Source organism: Terribium retamae (assembly GCF_022347545.1).
In the GTDB taxonomy this organism is placed as follows: Bacteria; Pseudomonadota; Alphaproteobacteria; order Rhizobiales; family Rhizobiaceae; genus Mesorhizobium; species Mesorhizobium retamae.
The window spans coordinates 1-15,356 of sequence record NZ_JAKREW010000071.1 but is presented as its reverse complement, the minus strand read 5'-3'; the positions used below and the strand labels follow the sequence as shown (position 1 = coordinate 15,356).

The following is a 15,356-nucleotide window of genomic DNA, read 5'->3' as shown; positions in this document are numbered from 1 at the left end:
GTCTTCGTCTTCATCGCCGCCGCCGCCGAACAGGGCCGCCAGCAGGCCACCGGACTTGCGCCGGTCCGTGCCGTTGCCCGCGAGCGCCAGCGTGGCGGTGCCGCCACGATCCACCTTGGAGGCGGCGAGTGCCTGCTCATAGCCAGGCAACGGCTTGCCGTCGGAAGGTACATGCAGCGTCTTGCCTTGCGGGAAAACAGCAACCAGCTCCTGGCGGCTGATCCTTGGCCAGTGGCGTACACTGCCCACATCCAGATGCACGAAAGGTGAGCCGGAGGAAGGGTAGTAGCCGACGCCCCCGCTTTGGAAGCGCAGGCCGATGTTGCGCAGCTTCTTCAGAGGCACGCCGGGGATGTAAAAATCGACGGCCTTGCCCAGCGTGTGCTGGCTGTTCTTGGCGACCCCCCTGCTGCGTTCGCGCAACATGGCGTTGGTGGCGGAAGCGCGGTAGGCGCTCAATATATTGATATGGGAATCGGAACCGCTGGCGCGATGGGTTTCCCAAAGCAGATCGAGCAGGCGTGGATCCATCTTGGTCGGTTCGTTGCGGCGCCAGTCCCGCAAGAAGTGGTCGATCTTCTTCAACCCATCGGGAAGATAGCGACCGTTACGCTTGTATGCGATCTCGGCTTTTTCGTTGGTATGAACCTGATACAGTTTCAGCGTGCGGGTTTCGGCGAGCGCTGCACCCGTCATGCCGAGGAATGCGACCAAAGCCGCCAGCTTTGGCGTGCCGAAAAGGCTGAAAATATGCTTCTTGATCCCGTTTTCGTTCAAAAAACCGATTCCGTGCTGTTGCCGCGTCGATGGCGCGGGCGCTGGCCGACAGTCTCGGACCGCCGTTGCAAATTGACCCCTAAAGGCCCGTGTCGATTACCAATCGGGAGCCGGACGGCCCTGGGTGGGTCGGGCATGACAGCGATGATACTGTCGCCCGCGGAAACATGGATTACATGTTGATTAAAAATTCGTATACAGAACCAGGCGACGAGGCGCCGATGTCCGAGAGGCTGTTGGCGCTCCGGCCCCGAAAATCGCGCCGAAGGGCGGGAGAAATCTATCTCCCTCAACGCGCTCTTCTTTCGCACCATGGATTCTGAGCAACAACGTTCTTGGACCTAGCCGGGACTGACTGAGACGGATACCGAAGGGGCTCACGAAACACCCCTTTCGCAGGCGAAGAGGAAGCGGTCGTTCGCGCACGGTCGCCTGATCTGTGTTTTTTGCGGCATTTTTTTGGCGCAACTGGCCAGCTTGTCGCCGGAGGCAGTTGGCCAAGGGGCCGGCACGATGCGCGCATGCTATGCCGGTCGGTCGCTTCTTCACGGTGTCGTCGGGCAATCCTTCAGGCCGATGTTTCGATGGTCGCGAGCCTCGCACCGTCTTGCTTGATTATCGCGTCACCGGATGGTTGGGCCGCCGCGACGCAACCCGATATCCCAGTTGCCGGTGGCTCCTGCAGCATGGCCGCTATTCGTTGTTCGGTATGTTCAGGATCTGCCCGCACGCCTTGCAATGGACAGCATCCGGGTCATGGCGGATCAAGCCACATCGTGGGCATGGGAAATGGACCTTCGTGGGCCGAAATAGCGCCTGCGCCAATCGCATGAACAGGGAAATGCCGACGATCATCGTTACGATTGCTGTCAGCTTTCCCGCAACGCCCGGCAAGACGATATCGCCGAAGCCAGTTGTCGTGACCGTGGCTACGGTCACGTACATGGCATCGACATAATCCTCGAAACCGGAACCGTTGCGAAAGAAGAAGGTGTAGACGAAGCCTGTCGCCACGAAAAGAAAGGTAACGAGGTTGACGAAAGCCTGTACGGGTTCGCGCCAGACCTCCACGCGCTTCAAATGCCGCCAAAGCGCGCCGCTGCGCGAGACCGACCAGAGCCGCAGAATGCGCAGGAAGGCGAGATTGGCGAGCGCGGCGGGAAATAGAAGTGTAAGCAAGATAAAACCATCCACCCACATTGCGGGCCGCTTGATGAGGCGCCACGCATCCGTCGATGCCAGCAGCCGCGCCGCCATGTCGGCTGCCACCAATATCGCGATGGCGTAGTCGAGCCACAGGAAGGATTGCCATTCCTGCAGCACGGGTGTGGCGACAAAGAAGGCGATGATTGCCAGGTCCACCGCGATTGCGGCGAGTTGGAAGCGGAATGCCGCCGGCGTCGCGCCATAATGGAGCCTGCGCAGCCGGCTCCGCAGGCGAGCCAGGAAAGCGCCCCATTTCCATGCAGGTTCCAATCTGAAAATCATGGGCGTGCGATAGCGCCAGCGGACGGCGGCGTCCAGTGTCCGGGAGAAGGGAGCCGGGCAAACGGGCCTTGCACAGCCCGAAGATAAAGCATCTGTGATCGGAAGATCAGCCATAAATTCGGGATTCCGGAATTCCTCAACCCGGCTCCCGGGTAGCCACGCATGCGATTTCTGATGTAAGCGCGGTGTCATGAGTTTTCCGATATTCGTCATCAACCTGGACCGCGAGACCGGGCGTTGGAACGAACTGCAGGCGAGTGCCAGGGAGGCCGGGGTGGTGCTCACACGCATTGCTGCTTGCGACGGCAGGACGCTGAGACCTGAAGACTGGACCGATATCGACCTGGCCAGCGCGCGCAGGCAGAATGGCCGGGAGATCCTGGCGGCCGAATGTGCCTGCTATCGCAGCCATTTGCGGGCGCTGGAACGGTTCCTGGAGGATGGCAGGCCATATGGCCTGATCGTTGAGGACGACGTGTCGTTCGACGCCGATACCCTGCCGCGTATCGACGCGATCGTCGCAGCAGTCCCCGCGTTTGATGCTGTCAAGCTCACCAGTCACCGGGTGCGCCTGTTCATCCGGGCCGCCCGCACCGCTATGGGCGACGAGATCGGTCGGACGCTGCATGGCCCGCAAGGATCGGCGGCGGCCTATCTCGTCTCGCGCGAGGGCGCGCGCAGGTTATGCGAAACCCTCAGGGTGATGGAGTTGCCCTGGGACATGGCACTCGAGCGTTTCTGGGCCGCCAACACCGACGTCTATTGCGTGCGGCGTAACGTGCTTGCCTTCTCCCCAAGCCGTGCTCGATCGAGCATCGTGGGTCCATCGGGAAGCTATAGGTCGATGCGTTTTGCCTGGCAAAAGCGGCTCGGTGCAGCCGTCTTTCGCATCGAGGACCATCTTCGGCGTCTTCATCATGTTTTTAAGAAGCCGCCACTCGGCCGGACGACGTTGAATGCCGACACACCGGAGCCGCCGCAAACCAATGGCTGGGCCGTGGTGACGTTGATGCTGCTCATGGTCTTCGTTTCGGCCGTTTGGTACGAAGCCGAAACTTACCGCCTCGCGGGGCTGATCTTCGTGGCCGCTGCCGTCTGGCGCTGGTTCCGTTTCGACCTGTGGACCTACGGCAAGCCATTGATCGGCTGGGTGGGCCTGTTGTGCGTCGGTTGGGGCATCCATGTCCTTGCCCGCCTCGCGATCGCCTATTCCGAGACCGGACAGTTCGAGACATTGCAGGGAAGCTATCTGCTTCCTCTGCTTTATCCCACGACGGGCTTTGCGTTGTGGGCTTATGTGCGGCGGCCCGGTGCGGCAATACTGGCTTTCATGGGACTAAGCCTGGCCCTGCTTGCCATTGGCACCGACCATTCAGCGATCGCGCGGGGGGGTGAGCCTCGGATCTGGATGTTCGACAATGCGATGCACGCAGCCGTCGCAGCCGCTGTCGTTTTTCTGAGTGCGGCGCGATTCACCATCCACATTACCGGCAGGTACGATACCACCCTTGTTGCACGGTTCTGGCTGGGGGGGCTGGCCGCCGCGGTGACAGTGTTGGCCGTGGTCAATCTGCTCACCCTGCAGTCCAGAAGCGCATGGACGGCGCTGGCCATCGCGTTTCCTGTGCTTGCCGCGCTTGTGCTGTTGGAGGGCAATCGTCGTGAACGGTTCGCCATTTGCCTCGTGCTGGTCGTGTCGGTCGCGATCGCCGCTTTTGGCTGGCAGTTCGTCTGGACGACAGATGGAGACACGGCCCTGTCTGCCTGGCATTTTGTCGCTGATATCCTTCTGTGCGGGGTACCGTTTACCGTTCAGGAAGCCCTGGCTGGAGAGGCAGCGCCGGAAGCTTTCAAGGTGCGCTTGTTGCTGTGGAACGACGCATTCAAAGTGTGGAGCAACCACCTGCTTTTCGGCGCAGGCTCAAACTGGGCCGCCGAATGGCTAGACGTCGTCGGCGATGGCATCGACGATGTGCTGCACAACGGCTATCTCGAAGTCGCCGTGCGGTACGGCTTGGTGGGGCTCGCCTTCTTCATCTTCATGTTTCTGTGGGCCGCGGCACAGGTGCACGACGCAGCACGCGCACAGCTTATCGATCCGGCAGCCTGGCACTGCTATGTTTCAACGCTCATCTTCTTTGCAATAACGCTCCTCGGCAACTCCATCAATCGGCTGGCTGTTGGCGAGGCGTTCGCGTGGTTCGCAGCTGCCTTTGGCTTCCATTGCTTTTTTCTGCGTCAAAGGGCGGGCCGTGTGAAGGTGACGACGTACTTTTAATGCAGTCGGGCAACAGGGATCCCCGCATTAAGAATTATCAAAGAAAGTCGCCAATGCCAGGGAGGCATGGACCTCTGCTTGATGATTGGCCTTTGCCATTGATAAACGTCATCGAGATGTTCGCACCGAACAGGAAGCCACCAGCAACTTAAAAGAAAGTCCACGGCCTCGATCTCATATCTTTTGGAATTGAGATGTTGCGCTCTTTTGGAATAGATGTTGCGCGTCGCGCTACAGCGAGAAGGCTCTCAGCGAGATGTCTTCCATCTCCATAAACAGCATGTTGTCAATTTTCAATATACCGGAGATTCTCCTGATCTCGATTCTCTTTATCGATTTGGACAAAGCCCAGAAAGCAGACGCGGTGCCGTACAATATCGTCCCTTGCTCCTTGCCATCTTCATCATAGAGATAAGCATCACATCTTCCGACCGAATACGAAAAGGACAAGGTGTTGTAAGGCCTGTTGAGGGAGATCAGTATACTGTCTCCTTTCGTAATGAGGTATCTTCCAGAAATGAAAGGCGCTAATCCCCCGCCGTCTTCGATCGAGAATTCCGTGCTGGAAGATATCTTCATTTTCGGTCGCAGGAGTTCTTTCGTGGGACCCAGCGCGATGTCTTCAAAGTCCTCGGCCGCGCTCAATGCCTCTCGGGCCACCAGCAACCGGCGCGGTGCTGATATCGGTTCGTCGCCATACAAACCCTTGACCACGATGCCATGATTGCCGTCAGCAACATTCTCCGCAGTATAGAGCCACGTGCCGTCTGCTGCGACATCGCTTTCGCCTGAAGCGCCTTCTCCGATCCAGGGGAAGATCTGGATTTTGATGCGCTCTCCGGCTCTTGCGGTGCCCGTCAAGATGAAACGCGAATCCGAAGTCATTCCACCGTCCGGCACTCTGCCGCCGCTATCCTGTACCGAGACAATGACAGGGATGTCGGTGGTCACTCCACCGGTGGCATTTTGCGGATGCGTCATCATCATTGCTATCCTTCATCAGCCCCGTTTTTCGATATCATTCAACAAGATTAATATATCTTGGATTGTGTTTGTCCTATTATCACAACCATTGGTGGCATTCAAGACGGCATGGCAAATAGAAGTCTGGCGGACTGACTACCCGGAGACTGGCTGCAGTGACGGACCCGGGGTATGACCTTCGGGCCTTGTCGTACCGAGCGGCGATCCTCGCGCGAATTTTGAGCGTCCCGCCTTTGGACAGATGACGGCCTTGTGTCCTGGTATGTATCATTCACTTTGCGTAGCGCCGATTGACGTGCGCCGGACCTGAGAGGGGAGGTCGAACTGCCTGGCGGGCATGACATCGCCGTCACAGACCACACCGAACCAACCCGTCCACATCACAGCGTGGCAGGACCGCATGGGCATGCCTTTGCGGAAGCGGGATAGGACCCTTGTGGAAGCCCCTGGCAAAACAATGCGATCGATTTCTTCTCCGTCGTGGCCTCTCGGTTGATCCTGGTGACGAGGAAGAATAATGCGGGCGATACGCCAGCTTCGGTGTTCGACAGGAAGGTACCTTCTGCGCGCCTCGCTCTTTTTAGAAAATTTTACTGGATGGGCGGTCGCTATCGCGGGTCTCAGCCTGGTGGCCGCCCCGTTGTCAGTCAAAAGACTTGGCTGCCTTGGCACGGGGTGGTCGCGGAATTGCTTATCGCGTCCGCGTCGGCTGACACGTTGGCTATAAATGACTGGAAAAAGCCGGCGATTTCTCCTACCTCTTGATGCGAGGCAGTACGCGCTGCCTTGGGGCTTGCAACCCCCACGAACGACTGGTGCTGGTTGACTCAGCATCGAACTCTCTGACCTTTCGGGTCGGGGAGCCTGTGGCGTATGTCCAGGTTCTCCGGAACTAAAGGCTGCAGGGCCGTTTCGTGCGGTTGCAACTCCCCGATCATTCGGAGGCTTGGTGAGTTTCGCGGGGGCGTACCGCGACAAACTCTCCATCCGGGGAGGGACAAATGCAGCATCGGAGAGCTCTTTCGAGATCCACCGGCTCGCGCTCCGTTCAGGCGCGGCTAAACCTTGGCGTCAGAGGCACTACCCATCACGTTGACCAGCATGTTGGCAGGCAGATTGCTTTGGTGCGAGTCCAGTCCGACATATCGCAAGTCCAACTCGCCCGATCTATCGGAGTCAGTTTTCAGCAACTCCAGAAATATGAAAACGCAAAGAACCGCGTAAGCGCATCTATGCTTTATGAGATCGGAAGATCGCTCGGTGTTCCCGTCAGCCGCTTTTTCAAAGGGTTGCCAGGAAACAACGAAGATAGCACAACGATGACCTCACTCCCTATTGACGTGCGCATAGAATATATTGCCAGCGCGGAGGGCCGTCATCTGGTTGAGAGACTGCTGCTACTACATCCTAAGCTGCGCGGTCGTGTGTCAGCGTTAGTTGCGGCATTGGGAGAGGAGTTGGAGTACTTGCGGGCGCAGAACGAGAAATGACGGTGACGAGCTCGCGCCTGCTGAGTGCAAGACATTCCAACAGGCAACAAAGCCAGCTCATCCAATTGCCATACGTTGCCGGCCTGCCAAGCTCTGGGTCTTCGAGCTACGGCTATATAATGCCTGACCGCCGTGCCAATCGCACACCAGCCCCGCCACCATTCTCCGGAATGAACTGGATACCGCCAGATTCGAGTGCTTCACGAATGGCAGCGAGATTATTTCGGTGAGGGATGCGTAACCCTCGTTCGAAATCTACAACCGTTGCACGCGAAACACGCGCAGCCACTGCCAAATCGGTCTGGCTCCAGCCAAGCATCGCTCTAGCGCCTCTGCATTGCTCCAAAGAGATTTGGTTCATCAGATAAAATCAGGCTTTTTGATTGACTTTTGCATGGGATGTCTGCTTAAATGGCGGACGTTAGTCGATTTTCAAAAATCGGTTGGACAGATGTTGCTGCATCTGCCCAACCTAACCATCCCACAAGCTGTGAGGAGCTCGGATCAATGGCTGATTCCGACAATAGCACGACTTTGCCCTCCGTCACCCGCAGGGCAGTATTGCTGGGGGCTGCGGTTGCCGTTGCGGCGTGTGATCAAGCCGCGGTTGTCGGCGCCGATGGGGAAGCGGAGCCGGTTTCCGATCCCTCGCTCGTGGTGTGGCGCAGATGGCAACTGGCTCGTCAGGAAACGGAACGGCTGTGTCGCAAGCAACAGTCCCTGGAGCGCAGACTCCTGGAAACGGTTGGAATCCCCCAGGCGGGCGTCCCGGTGCTCCAGGCGCGGTGGGATGCCGCCGATAAGGCGTGCGGCTATTCAGACGCCTTGCATGCCGAGCAGGGGGCGGCCGATCGGATGGACGCCCTGTTGGGGGCGCTGTGCGAGACCCCCGCCAAGTCGCTTGCCGGAGTGGCGGCCAAACTCGATGCCGTTCTGAAGGAAGCAGAACCATCGGAACACGACGGCGAATTTCCCTGGCCTCTGATCCGCTCAGCGCTCGATGACCTTGTCATCATCGCGGGGAAGGCGGCGCCTGGGCAAACGAGTTTCGACGATATTCGACTGCGGCATCCCTCCGAAAGCGGGGAGGGGGCTCGCCGTTGGACCGAACGACAAGCCAACGGATGATCTCGGCAGAAAAGGAAACAGCAGCGTGCACGAAGCTTGCAGGAATGCGTTGATCCTGTCGACCCCTGTCCCGGGGACGCGCGCGAGATCATGGAAAACATCAAGGATTTCTTCCGCGGCCGAATGGAAGAGCAGGGTGTGAACCGCAAGGCGGCAACTGCCCAAGTCAACGCCAAAATCAGCACCGGATGTCCCGGTTGCAGATTCGATTATCACCTGCCTGCCGCGAATCTTACCACGCGACCTTTGGCCTTCTCCAGGATATCCGGCAATGTGGCCGGACGACCGAGCAGAAATCCTTGAGCCTCGTCACAACCTTCCTGATGCAGCAGGGCAAGCTGGCCTTCTGTTTCGATACCTTCGGCAAGGACCGGAATGTCGAGGCTTTTGCCCAGCGCCAGTACCGCGCGTACAATGGCGATTGCCTGAGGGCTTCGCTCGACTTCCCGAATGAATGAGGCATCGAGCTTGATCTTGTCGAATGGGAAAGAACGAAGCGTTTCGAGCGAGGAATAACCGGTCCCGAAATCATCGAGGGCTATGCTGACGCCAAGCGACTTGATTTGACGAAGCATGTGCAGGGCACGATCCCTGTCAGCGAAGATCGCGGATTCCGTCAATTCGAGCTCCAGGCGGCGGGGCGCCAAGCCCGTTTCCATGAGAACCGAGATCACCAGCGCGCCGAGATTTGCATGAATGAATTGCAATGGCGAAAAATTTACGGCGACCCGATAGGCTGGATCCCAGGTAAGTGCGTCCGCACAGGCTCGACGAAGCACCCACTCGCCGAGGCGCAGGATCAGTCCCTCTTCTTCTGCCAGGGGAATGAACTCGGCAGGCGGGATGTAGCCGCGTTCGGAATGGTTCCAGCGCAACAGCGCTTCGAAGCCCTTGATCTCGCCGGTCGAAACCGATGTCTGCACCTGATAGTGGACCTCGAGGCGGTCGCTGGCGATGGCATCTCGCAGGTCGCCGGCCAATGATCTGCGGGCGCGCACGGCTTCATCCATTTCGGGTTCGTAGAAACAGATCTTGTCCGCCTTGCTCGACTTCGCCCGATATAGCGCCAGGTCCGCATTGCTCAGAAGTGTTTCCAGATCCTTTGCGTCCCTTGGGTAGATCGCGACGCCCATGCTCGCCCCGGGGTTGAACTGGTAGTCGTCCAGATGGATCGGCTGGGTCAGGGCCTTCTCCAGCCGATCGAGGAAACTCCGCAAGCTTTGCTCATTGTGCTTGCGATGCACCGCCGCAAATTCGTCGCCGCCCAGTCGTGCGATGAATTCACCTTCGGCAAGCGATGTCCGCATACGGCCGCTCAGGATCTTCAAGACCTCGTCGCCAGCGGCATGGCCACGAAAATCGTTGATTTCCTTGAAGCGGTCCAGGTCGATGCCGATCATGGCAAGCTCGCCTCCATCACGACGCACCGCCTGAACCTCGCAGGCCATGAATTCGCGGAAACTGGCGCGATTGGGCAGGCCCGTCAGGCTGTCGTTCAGAGCCAATTGACGGATGCGTTCGAACGAGTCCGCGCGCGCGCGATCATCTATCACATAACTTGCGGCGCCGGATATTACGATCAGCAGTGCCACGCCGGAGATCGCCAGCGCAAGCGTCAGCAGGGCCTCAGCATTTGCCTGGCCCGGTTCGACAATGAGGGGCTGGATGCGAAACGCCGTCATGGCGGTGAAATGGAGGGTAATGACAGCAGTGACAAAAAGCCCGGCCGCCATTGCCTTGTGGTGCCGAAATGTCGTTTGGACAGCGACGTGAACTGCCGCAGCCGAAAACACCACGGCAAGTAGGATCGACGCCAGCAGATAGTGGTTATCCCAGGATACGATCCCCTGAACGCGGTAAGCGATCATGCCGCCGTAGTGCATGGCGGAAATTGCCAGGCCGACAATCGCGCCGCCAGCCGCTGGAGCCAGAGGTCCGCGTGCCGTGGCGAGCCAGAACCCCAGGCCCACGCCGATGACGGCAATCAACAGCGAGAATGCGGTTATCAGGGGATCGAGAACAATTGGGAGATCCACCTTGTAGCCGATCATCGCGACGAAGTGCGTGCACCAGATGGTGGCGCCACCTGCAATGGTGCTCAGCACCAGCCACCCCGCGCGCTGGAGACCGCCGGTGGCCACGACGCGGGTGAAAAGGCTGATCGCGCACCATGACCCGGCGATGCAGATCACCGCGGCAAGAAGCACAAGCCGGAGATCGTGCTCAAAGGTGATGCAGGCAATAACAGACATCATGGGAAGACTCGAGACGATGCAGGTGACGGTTCACTGCGTTCTATGAGTCTTGAGTTATTAACGAGTTAATTGTCTTGAGGATTATACATGTACTGTTGAAATTAATATTTGATAATATCAAGAAAAGACTGCTCGACCGATGGTCGGTGCGCCGGACCGATTCTTCCGGCGCTGTCGTTGTCCCCGTCGGCGCCTGTGCAGCGGGGTGGAAATCAGGCGGTGGCGGATAGGGGAAGCACTGCCTGGAGCGAAAATGCCAACGTCACGGAAGTGCCTGCCGCAAGGGTCGCGCAACCGATTTCGAACGAACGGGAAAATGGCTTCGTCGCGATGATCCGCAGGGCAAGGGCCGAAAAGACGATCGCCATTGCCAGCGCAAGCAGGAGCGGATCGAGGCGCCATTCATAGGGCGTGGAGGGATGCCGTCCAATCATCGTCGCAAAATGGGTGAATGCGACCGTGAATCCTATCGCGGCTCCACCAAAAACCGAGGCATTTCGGAAGCTCGTTGCCATGATGAGCGCCGTCCCGTAACAACAGCCCATAACGGCAATCAGCAACGCCGCGAACAAGGGAACGGCTTCGAAAACATCCCTTAGGCCGTGACGTGCCAGCATGAAGGACAGCAGGGTCGACGACCACATCAAGACCCCAAGCGCGGTGCCGGTCCGTAAAATTCCCAAGCCGCTGGTTCGAACGGGTTTCACTGAAGTCAGTTCTCGAAAAATATAAAAGAGCCCAATGTATATAAAAGCAAAATTCACGAACGTTGCGAATATGAACTTCGTTTGCATGTATTGATACGGTCTCTATAATTCTTTTGTGCTGGGGAATTTTCGTGTATGTAAACTCGAATGTCTTGCCGTCGTTTGGCGATCTGCTGTTCTTTGCGATTTTGCGTCTTGCAAAGATCAAGAAGGAACTCAGTTTCCGGATTCTCCGGGCAAGGCTTCGGTAAAGATAAGAGCTGTGTGGTAGGACCGGAAAGTGGACCAGGTGCCAAATTTCGCCAAGTTCGTGCCAAATTCGATCGTCTTGCCCAGGCTGCCCAACCCTCTCGTCGTGGTTGTTGCCTATGATGGTCTCTGCACCTTCGAATTCGCCATCGCGGTGGAGATATTTGGATTGGAGCGTCCGGAGATGGGAAGCAATTGGTATCGGTTTGCGGTGGCGGCGCTGGAAGCGGAGCCGCTTCGCGGGACTGCCGGCATCCGCATTCTTGCCGACGGCGGCTGCGACCTGATAGAGCAGGCCGGCACGGTCATTGTTCCGGGATGGCGGGGGCTCGATGCGCCGGTTCCAGACCGACTCGTCGAAGCGCTGCGGTTGGCGCATCGCAACGGTGCCCGCATCATGTCGATCTGTTCCGGCGTGATGGTGATGGCGGCTGCCGGATTGTTGCACGGCCGCAAGGCGACGCTGCACTGGCAGCACGCTCGACATCTGGCGCAACGTTACCCACAGGTGACTGTCTTGCCGGATGTCCTCTACGTGGACGATGGCGATATCCTGAGTTCTGCGGGCGGGGCTGCCGGCATCGACTTGTGCCTGCATCTCATCCGCAGGGATTTTGGAACCAGGGCAGCGAACATGGTGGCGCGCCGCATGATTGTCCAGCCGCATCGGGAAGGGGGGCAGGCGCAGTTCGTCGATCGCGCGGTGCCGTCGGTGCACGAAGGAGGACGATTGGGGAAGTTGCTCGACCAAATGCGCTCCGATCTCGCAACAACCTACTCCATTCCGGAAATGGCGGAGATCGCGGGCATGAGCAGGCGCACATTCTTGCGCCGCTTCGAAGCGGCCACGGGGACGACACCGGCAAAGTGGTTGAATTCAGTGCGTCTCTCCAAAGTTGTCGACCTTCTTGAAAACACCTATGATCCAATCGAGGACGTGGCCCGCGTCACCGGCTTTGCCTCGACTTCGGCCATGCGGCATCAATTTCGCAGACAATACGCGCTGGCGCCGGCAGCCTATCGCAAAGCATTCGGCGATCGGTTCAAGAGTTAACCTCGTTATTTAACCGCGTTGTGCTGACATGGCCGACGCGCGGTGTCATTCGAGATAGGATGACCCTTTTCGGAACTGGGAAATCTACAAGCCGGGACGAACATCTCAAGGCGGTCGTGGCGAGAACTCGTGCTTCGCCAAATCCGTTTGCCGGTGGCCTGCCGGGCGCCTCGGCACTCAACCTACGAGGCTTTCTTGGAACGATCACATATCGTCATCTTCGCCTGTATCGTGGCCGCACTTTGTGCGGTTCTGCCGATTCTGGCGGCGTTCTATGTTTCATGGACGCTCGCGGTCAGCCGCGAACAAGCCCGGCTGAAGGAACTCGCCGAATATGCCGTCACCCGCGCCGATGCGGTTTTCGACGACGCCACACGCGCGCTCAAGGCCGCCGACCATCTGGTTGCGCCAGCCTGTTCGCCTGAGCATGTCGCGGCAATGCGCGCGATCGTCATCACCACCCGCTCGATCGAAGATATCGGTTATTTCGCGAACGGCCAGCTCATCTGCAATTCCTGGGGAGCGCCTGATGTGGCAGTTGCCCGGCCAAAGGCGGAATTCACGGCTGCGAACGGCGTAAGTGTGACTAAGCTCCAGTTGCGGATCGCCAACGATGCCCCAATGATCGATTTCCGTTTTCGATCCTACAGCGTCGTCACCGATCCTGCCCGGTTGGCTGACGTGCTGGCCGGTACCGGCACGAGTCTGGCCATTGCTACCCAGGACGGCATGATTGTCGCCGCGCTCAACGACCCCGACCCCGACACGGTCAAGCGCATCGTCGCCAATCCGCAAGGTGATGTGGACACGCAGATGCTCTCCGCCGCCGCCAGGGGCCGGGCGTGGGTTGCCGTGGCCCTTTCTCCGGAGATCGGCTTGGTGATGGACATGAACCGGGAGCAGTTGTTGCTTCTATCGCTTGGCGTCCTCATCGCCGCACTGATGATCGGGTTGGTTGTCTGGGTGTCGCGACGGCGGCTTTCCCTGCGCGGAGAACTTGCAATCGCGGTCGGCCGGCGGGAGTTCGTCGTTCATTATCAGCCGATCATCGAGCTCAAGAGCGGCATCTGCGTGGGAGCGGAAGCGCTGGTGCGATGGCGGCGACCCGATGGACAGATGGAGCAGCCGGACATCTTCATTCCCATCGCCGAAGAAAGCGGACTGATAAAGGATATCACCGATCAGGTGATCGAAAATGTCATGAAGGACCTGGGGGGCCTGCTTGCGGCCGATCGTTCCTTGCACGTGGCGATCAATCTTGCGGCCGTTGACATCCATTCCGGTCGCGTCCTGCAAGTCATTCAACGTGCGCTCGCAGGGACGAATGTCCTCGCCCAGCAGATCTGGCTCGAGGCAACCGAACGAGGCTTCATGGATGTAACCTCCGCCAGTGCCACGATCGACGAAGCAAGGCGGCTTGGCCATTCGGTGGCGATCGACGACTTCGGTACCGGCTATTCCAGCCTGCAATATTTGAAGGACTTGCCTCTCGACGCCCTGAAGATCGACAAATCCTTTGTCGGCACCGTCGGGCTGGACGCGGCCACGAGTTCCATCACGCCGCACATTATCGACATGGCCAAGACGCTGGATCTCCTCATCGTGGCCGAAGGGATCGAGCAGCAAAGGCAAGCCGACTATCTTGTCGAACATGGCGTTCAGTACGGTCAGGGCTGGTTCTTTTCCAAGCCATTGGCTGCCGCTGATTTCGCCGCTTTTTACCATGCCCGGCAAAAGGAATTCGGGCCTGGCCCTGCCATTATCCGCCGCGAAATCGCCTGACGGCGAAATTTGAGGTTTCCATTGCGATCAACGGATGTACAGCCAAAACGGCAAGCGGGTTCATAAGAAGCTGAGGGACCATGAATACAGAATATGAAGTGGCGGGAGCCTGCAAAACCGATCTCCCGGCAATCACCGGGCTGCTGCGCGCGAATTCCGCTGCCCGCGGCGGCGGTCTCTTCGGGGAATATGACATTGGAAAGGTGACATGTTTGGCCTTTGAAAAGGGGGCCCAAGCAGTCGTTGCCAAGAAACAGGATCGTGTTGTTGGTGTATTGTTCTCCAAATCCCCGTCAACGGATCAGCCTGCGATCATAGAAGCCATGCTTTCAGCCTATAGGCCGGCAGGACCATTCTATATCTACGGTCCTGTGTGTGTTGCGCAGGATCAGCGTGGGGCTGGTTTATTGGCTTTGCTATACTCTGGAATAGAAAAATTCCGGGAAGGCGAGGAGGCTGTGCTCTTCATCCGAAACGACAATCTCGCTTCCATTCGCGCTCATGAAAAACTGCAAATGCGGAGAGCATCGCAGTTTCAGTATGGCGGATACGACTACTATGTATATAGGGGCGCGCCGAGTTCGATGTGCGACACCCCGCGAAAGACCAGATAACCCAGAGTTGGACTGCGCTGTGCGCGCCGGGCCCGGATACGTCGGCCTGTTTGGTTCGGATGTCGCCAGGTATGTCTCTCACGTGCATGGAGGCAGGGGCTCTCGGATGGCACCATCAGCAGAGCGCTTGTTCAGGCCTATGCGGATGCTGTGCAACCTGCAAGGGCAGTCGCTGCGGCCCAGCAAGTCTGGCTGCTCGTGTTCAAAGAGCAGTTATGCGCTGCTTTTTTGCTCGCGCTTTTTTCTGCCATTTGACTTTCAACCGATTCGCGGTCTCATTTCGATGTCTGCCTGCGGCGGCAGGCATCCAAGGAGGGACTATAGAATGGAAACACTTCTTCCGATCATCGTCCAGGTGGTCACCGGCATCATCGGCGGTCAGGCCGCGGGTGCGGCGCTGCAGCAGGCTGCAATGTCTCAGCTTCCCAAGATCCTCGGTGGCGCGATCGGCGGCGTCGGTGGCGCAGCCATCCTCGGCAGCCTTCTCGGCGGCGGAGCGGTCGATGCGGTGTGGTTTTCACAAATACCCGCCCCCCCGCCCGCGCGACCA

12 protein-coding genes and 1 pseudogene are annotated in these 15,356 nt (G+C 58.5%); 7 read left to right on the top strand and 6 right to left on the bottom strand.

From position 1 onward, the window contains the following. Window positions 1-696 (bottom strand): peptidoglycan L,D-endopeptidase MepK (locus L4923_RS29170; RefSeq protein WP_239370609.1); only part of this gene is annotated, 696 nt, incomplete at its 3' end. 774 nt (window positions 697-1,470) lie between these two features. After that, window positions 1,471-2,253 (bottom strand): ion transporter, encoded by a 783-nt coding sequence (locus tag L4923_RS29165; protein WP_239370607.1) that lies wholly within the window; start codon window positions 2,251-2,253, stop codon window positions 1,471-1,473. Window positions 2,254-2,455: 202 nt separating this feature from the next. Here L4923_RS29165 and L4923_RS29160 point away from each other — a divergent pair, with 202 nt between their 5' ends. Beyond that, the gene (locus L4923_RS29160) at window positions 2,456-4,543 is read left to right on the top strand and encodes an O-antigen ligase family protein (protein ID WP_239370606.1); all 2,088 of its coding nucleotides are present in this window, start codon (window positions 2,456-2,458) and stop codon (window positions 4,541-4,543) included. 231 nt (window positions 4,544-4,774) lie between these two features. Here the strand turns inward: L4923_RS29160 and L4923_RS29155 are convergent, their stop codons facing one another. Then, window positions 4,775-5,527 (bottom strand): Ig-like domain-containing protein, encoded by a 753-nt coding sequence (locus L4923_RS29155; protein WP_239370605.1) that lies wholly within the window; start codon window positions 5,525-5,527, stop codon window positions 4,775-4,777. Window positions 5,528-6,528: 1,001 nt separating this feature from the next. Between L4923_RS29155 and L4923_RS29150 the strand changes: the two genes are divergently transcribed. Continuing rightward, complete coding sequence (locus L4923_RS29150) at window positions 6,529-7,017, top strand: helix-turn-helix domain-containing protein (RefSeq protein ID WP_239370604.1); 489 nt, start codon at window positions 6,529-6,531, stop codon at window positions 7,015-7,017. A gap of 112 nt (window positions 7,018-7,129) precedes the next feature. Here L4923_RS29150 and L4923_RS29145 read toward each other — a convergent pair whose 3' ends face one another. Beyond that, complete coding sequence (locus L4923_RS29145) at window positions 7,130-7,378, bottom strand: helix-turn-helix domain-containing protein (protein ID WP_275448643.1); 249 nt, start codon at window positions 7,376-7,378, stop codon at window positions 7,130-7,132. Between the two features lie 146 nt (window positions 7,379-7,524). Between L4923_RS29145 and L4923_RS29140 the strand changes: the two genes are divergently transcribed. Continuing rightward, window positions 7,525-8,145 carry a hypothetical protein gene (locus tag L4923_RS29140; RefSeq protein ID WP_239370602.1) on the top strand — a complete coding sequence of 207 codons (621 nt, stop codon included), beginning with the start codon at window positions 7,525-7,527 and terminating at the stop codon, window positions 8,143-8,145. Between the two features lie 212 nt (window positions 8,146-8,357). Here L4923_RS29140 and L4923_RS29135 read toward each other — a convergent pair whose 3' ends face one another. After that, complete coding sequence (locus tag L4923_RS29135; protein ID WP_239370601.1) at window positions 8,358-10,400, bottom strand: putative bifunctional diguanylate cyclase/phosphodiesterase; 2,043 nt, start codon at window positions 10,398-10,400, stop codon at window positions 8,358-8,360. Between the two features lie 212 nt (window positions 10,401-10,612). Continuing rightward, window positions 10,613-11,194, bottom strand: a complete 582-nt coding sequence (locus L4923_RS29130; protein WP_239370600.1) for an MHYT domain-containing protein — start codon at window positions 11,192-11,194, stop codon at window positions 10,613-10,615. Window positions 11,195-11,396: 202 nt separating this feature from the next. Between L4923_RS29130 and ftrA the strand changes: the two genes are divergently transcribed. From ftrA to L4923_RS29110, 4 genes and pseudogenes are all read left to right on the top strand, one after another. Then, the gene (ftrA, locus tag L4923_RS29125) at window positions 11,397-12,410 is read left to right on the top strand and encodes a transcriptional regulator FtrA (protein WP_239370608.1); all 1,014 of its coding nucleotides are present in this window, start codon (window positions 11,397-11,399) and stop codon (window positions 12,408-12,410) included. A 195-nt stretch (window positions 12,411-12,605) separates the two neighbouring features. Continuing rightward, complete coding sequence (locus L4923_RS29120) at window positions 12,606-14,192, top strand: EAL domain-containing protein (RefSeq protein WP_239370599.1); 1,587 nt, start codon at window positions 12,606-12,608, stop codon at window positions 14,190-14,192. Window positions 14,193-14,272: 80 nt separating this feature from the next. Continuing rightward, window positions 14,273-14,806 (top strand): GNAT family N-acetyltransferase, encoded by a 534-nt coding sequence (locus tag L4923_RS29115; protein ID WP_239370598.1) that lies wholly within the window; start codon window positions 14,273-14,275, stop codon window positions 14,804-14,806. A gap of 325 nt (window positions 14,807-15,131) precedes the next feature. Beyond that, a pseudogene (locus tag L4923_RS29110) lies at window positions 15,132-15,356 on the top strand (hypothetical protein); the annotation flags it as partial.

Coding starts and splice junctions, on each gene's coding strand:
- L4923_RS29145 (WP_275448643.1), bottom strand. CDS start 7,378: ATGAACCAAATCTCTTTGGAGCAATGCAGAGGCGCTAGAGCGATGCTT.
- L4923_RS29160 (WP_239370606.1), top strand. CDS start 2,456: ATGAGTTTTCCGATATTCGTCATCAACCTGGACCGCGAGACCGGGCGT.
- L4923_RS29130 (WP_239370600.1), bottom strand. CDS start 11,194: ATGCAAACGAAGTTCATATTCGCAACGTTCGTGAATTTTGCTTTTATA.
- L4923_RS29155 (WP_239370605.1), bottom strand. CDS start 5,527: ATGATGACGCATCCGCAAAATGCCACCGGTGGAGTGACCACCGACATC.
- L4923_RS29115 (WP_239370598.1), top strand. CDS start 14,273: ATGAATACAGAATATGAAGTGGCGGGAGCCTGCAAAACCGATCTCCCG.
- L4923_RS29140 (WP_239370602.1), top strand. CDS start 7,525: ATGGCTGATTCCGACAATAGCACGACTTTGCCCTCCGTCACCCGCAGG.
- L4923_RS29150 (WP_239370604.1), top strand. CDS start 6,529: ATGCAGCATCGGAGAGCTCTTTCGAGATCCACCGGCTCGCGCTCCGTT.
- L4923_RS29135 (WP_239370601.1), bottom strand. CDS start 10,400: ATGATGTCTGTTATTGCCTGCATCACCTTTGAGCACGATCTCCGGCTT.